This is a genomic window from Rhodothermales bacterium (assembly GCA_034439735.1).
Classification (GTDB): domain Bacteria; phylum Bacteroidota; class Rhodothermia; order Rhodothermales; family JAHQVL01; genus JAWKNW01.
The window spans coordinates 1-3850 of record JAWXAX010000012.1 but is presented as its reverse complement, the minus strand read 5'-3'; the positions used below and the strand labels follow the sequence as shown (position 1 = coordinate 3850).

At 63.3% G+C, this 3850-nt stretch carries 6 protein-coding genes; 4 read left to right on the top strand and 2 right to left on the bottom strand.

The window, feature by feature from the left end:
- Positions 1-277: 277 nt before the first annotated feature.
- The 4 genes from SH809_00540 to SH809_00525 all read left to right on the top strand — a co-directional run bounded on the left by SH809_00540 (position 278) and on the right by SH809_00525 (position 3047).
- Positions 278-547, top strand: a complete 270-nt coding sequence (locus SH809_00540; protein MDZ4698163.1) for a hypothetical protein — start codon at positions 278-280, stop codon at positions 545-547.
- A complete protein-coding gene (locus tag SH809_00535; protein MDZ4698162.1) occupies positions 544-1197 on the top strand; it encodes a sulfite exporter TauE/SafE family protein in 654 nt (217 codons plus the stop codon). The genes SH809_00540 and SH809_00535 overlap by 4 nt, the downstream gene beginning before the upstream one ends.
- A 211-nt stretch (positions 1198-1408) precedes the next feature.
- On the top strand, positions 1409-1825 hold the full coding sequence (locus tag SH809_00530) for a hypothetical protein (protein MDZ4698161.1): 417 nt from the start codon (positions 1409-1411) through the stop codon (positions 1823-1825).
- A gap of 43 nt (positions 1826-1868) precedes the next feature.
- Positions 1869-3047 (top strand): HDOD domain-containing protein, encoded by a 1179-nt coding sequence (locus SH809_00525; GenBank protein ID MDZ4698160.1) that lies wholly within the window; start codon positions 1869-1871, stop codon positions 3045-3047.
- A 55-nt stretch (positions 3048-3102) separates the two neighbouring features.
- Here SH809_00525 and SH809_00520 read toward each other — a convergent pair whose 3' ends face one another.
- Positions 3103-3645, bottom strand: a complete 543-nt coding sequence (locus SH809_00520) for a hypothetical protein (GenBank protein ID MDZ4698159.1) — start codon at positions 3643-3645, stop codon at positions 3103-3105.
- A complete protein-coding gene (gene ccoS, locus SH809_00515) occupies positions 3642-3815 on the bottom strand; it encodes a cbb3-type cytochrome oxidase assembly protein CcoS (GenBank protein MDZ4698158.1) in 174 nt (57 codons plus the stop codon). The genes SH809_00520 and ccoS overlap by 4 nt, the downstream gene beginning before the upstream one ends.
- Positions 3816-3850: the final 35 nt, after the last annotated feature.

Here is a 3850-nt window from a genome sequence, read left to right as displayed (position 1 = left end):
GCGGTAGTCACCGTGTTCAAAGGCCGACTTCCGGCTCAAATTCTGCTGTGCTGGTGGGGCCGGCGCGAGGACGCCCACGGGCTGCTCCCGGGAGCAGCCGGGCGCCGAAAGAATCACGAGAAACAGGATCGTGGGTGCGCGCAACACAGAATGGGTCCGTGTGAGTTGGGCAAGAAAGGATGCTCTGGACTCGTCGCGCTTGCAGCGTCTCCCGAACGGCCGGCCGGGGCAACCATTCGGTTACCGGCGAGTACGTGCACCAATCAGAGCATCAGCCATGGATTCCACACCCTATATCCCCATCGACTGCGGCTTCCACGACATCCTTGAGGCCCAGGCCGTCCTCGGCCGCCCCTGCGCGGTCGTTTACCTGAACGACGCCGGCGAGGCGCTGCATCTGGACACCCGCGTCCTGGACGTGTACGCGCGGGGCGCGGAGGAATTCGTAGTTCTAGAGGCCTACCCTGACCAGGCGCCGCTGCGGTTGGATCGGCTGGTCCGCGTCGCCGGCGTGGACCGCTCCGACTCCTGTTCGCCGGCTCCATGACCGACGTGCTGCTCATCGTATTGGCCGGCGTGCTCGGGAGTGCGCACTGCATCGGGATGTGCGGCGGGTTTCCGCTCATGATCGCCCATCTCTCCCCGGATGCCGGCCCCCGCACGCTGCGCATGGGGCTGTATGGGATCGGGAAGACCTTCAGCTACGCCGTCCTCGGCCTGCTGGTTGGCGGCGGCGGGGCTGTGATGCATCACCTCATGGGGGGGCAACAGTTGCTGGGGATGGTCTTGGGCGGGTTGCTGATCGTCGCTGGAGTGGCCTACCTCTTCGGGCAACGCGGGCTGGCCGGCGGCCGGCTGATCGCGAAGGCCACAGGGTGGCTTGGTAAGACGCTCAAGCGATTGTTCGAACGTGGCGGCGCATCGGGGGCGCTGAGTGTCGGGGTGATGAACGGCCTGTTGCCCTGCCCGCTCGTCTACGCCATGTTGCTCAAGGCCGGCGCCGCGGGCAGCGCCTGGCACGGCGCGCTCACCATGGCGCTATTTGGCATCGGGACGCTGCCAGCGCTGTTTGGCCTGGCCTGGGCCGGCCAGTTCATCAAACCCTACTGGCGCCAGCGCATCAACCTGGCCACTGGCCTCCTGCTCATCGCACTGGGGATCATGACCGTCCTCCGAAGCCTCGGCGGGCACCATTGACCCCACCGCACCGGCCGGTGGTTCCTCGTCTGGATACGTCCGATCTTGTGACCCATTTCGCGGCATACGTTGCATTTTTACGCACAACAAAGGGCCAGAACGCCCGGAATACTGGATTGGTCTACCCCTTGTGAAGCAGGAATGGACATCTACAACAGCACTTCCTGAAGATGTCCAGACACCCTCTCTCGACATCGGCCAATCCATAGTTATGGCGATCGCGAATCAAGTAATGAAAAAGGAAGGCATCGTCCACCTTCGGCTTTCTGGTCTCGTATCGGGCGAAGATATCATCTCGACGCTCGATACCATCTGGCGCGATCCACATTGCCTGACGTCCTACCATCAATTCTGGGATGGTCGGGACATTTCGGAGTTGGTGGTCGACTGGCCGGATATGATGAACCTGGTCAAGCTCGCGCGTCGCCGGCCGCCCACAACCGGCCTCGTGGGGCGGGTCGCCGTCGTCGCCCCTCGCTTTATCGACTACACCTTCGCGCGTGCTATTCTTGCCCAAACCAAGCGTTGCCATGGGGAAAAAGAGGTGTTCCGCGAGATGGGCGAGGCGGTACGTTGGCTAGAAATAGCGTCAACCCTTTCCCTCCGAGATGCGTTCGCCGATACGTAGGTGAGTCCTCTCTCCCTGTGTACGGATTCGTGTCATAGACCCGATGCAAGCGATTACCGGTGCCATCCCCTCGCCTCCTCTTCTGGCGTTCAAAGTGCTCAAGCTCGCGCGTCAGGTGCCCATTGATTTTGGCGCCATCTCGCGTGTGATCGCGACAGATGCGTCGTTGAGCAGCGCGCTCATCAAACACTCCAATTCTTCGCGCCACGGGGTTCGCCGGCCGATCACCGACCTTTCCCGCGCTCTGGTGATGCTGGGGCGAGATGTAGTGATCAATATCGTCATGGTTGATGCGATGCGCAGCCTGAAGGCGGCCACCCGCGTGGCCTGGCCCGGAGGCGACGACCGATTCTGGAAACACTCCGTCGCCGTCGCCATCGCTGCCCGCTTTGTGGCCACCTGCACCGGCATGCCGTACGCGGAGGAGGCCTTCACCTGTGGGCTGTTACACGACTTTGGAAAGCTCGTCATGCTCTACCATAGCAGCGAAGCATACGGCCAGCTGCTCGCCGAAGCGGCGCATTCTGATAGTCCACTGCATCAACTCGAACAGCTCCACGCCGGCCACACGCATGCCATGATTGGGGGAATCGTCGGACGTCAGTGGCGGCTGCCGGACTCGCTCGTACACGCGATCGAGTTTCACCACGACAAGCCCGATGTCGTCTTCGGAACCCTGGGCAACCTTGTTCGCAGCGCCAACCTGCTCGTGAAGGTTGCAGCCATCGGGCATAGCGGGACGACACATGTGCTCGTCGAGTCATTCCGGCTGATGCCGCATGCGCGTCTGTCCGAAAAAGAACTCGGAGAGATGATCGTGGGTCTGCCGGCCAAGGTGGACGAGCTGGCGTCCTACATCCTCGGGACGCCGAGTGCTAACTCTGAAACCGCCGCGCCAGTTGGCGACGCCGCCGCGAGACCTCGCGTCGCGGTCAAGTTATCCAACGAAGACGAAGCGATGCTCGTGCGGTATCTGCTGCTCAGCCTCGGCTACACGCCCTGCTCGGCCGATGCCGTCTCCGAAACGACCCTGCCGGATGCGGCGCCCTGCGCGGGAGTCGTAACCGACAACAAGCTGACAGGCAGCCCCCTCGCACGGCAGATTGACTACCAGGCATGGAAGGCCGACAACAGCCAGCCCGGAACCAATACGATCGATTGCGAGGCACTTCGCACGTGGCTCAAGGAACAACTCGCCGAGGTGGTGCCCGCCGCCGCGTGACCCCATCCCCCGGAATCAAGGTGCCTGCCTACGAACTCATCACGGCGTCCGGCGCTCATCCCCAGATCCGCCCCATCGAAACGAACCACCCGATGACGACGAGCATCACGATCGTAATGACCAGGACGGTCGTCGCCATGCCGGCCGGGGTCGTCTCCGTCAGATAGGGTGCCGGTGCACCCTCCTGGACGACGTGACGCGCCGCCACGGGACGGCTTGTCGGCGCACCGTTTCCGGCCGGTCGAGGATGCGCGGCCATGCCCGCGGCCCGCTTCGTCTGTGCAGCGGTCTGTGCAGCGGTCTGTACATCGGACACGGCGCGGAAGGTGGCGGCTTCGCTCCACCCTTCACTTCCGGCTCGGACCAGCTGCAGCCGCCAGTGGTAGGCTTCCTGGCGCGGGCGCAGGGCGTTGAACAGCGTAAACGTGTCCGTCCGCGGAATACGCGCATCGAACACCACATCCAGGAACGCACTGTCGCGGGCTACCTGTAGCCGATACATATCGGCATGCGCGGAGGCGCTCCAGGAAAAGATCGCGGCGCCGGCATCGGCAAAGCCGTCGTTCACAGGCGCAATCAGTCGGATATCAGAGCTCATGATGGAATCGTTGGGGGTGAAGGAGGGGTCGGCGCATCATCCATGAGGACACGGAGCGCCGGGGTGTGTACATCGTCGAATTGCCCGTTCGAACTGGCCCACCAGAAGGCCAGCACGCTCGCACCCGCCAGAAGCAGCGCCAGCGGCACGAGAAAGTAGAGTACGGTCATCGGCTACACCTCTTGATCGGTTACGGCGCGCGCCG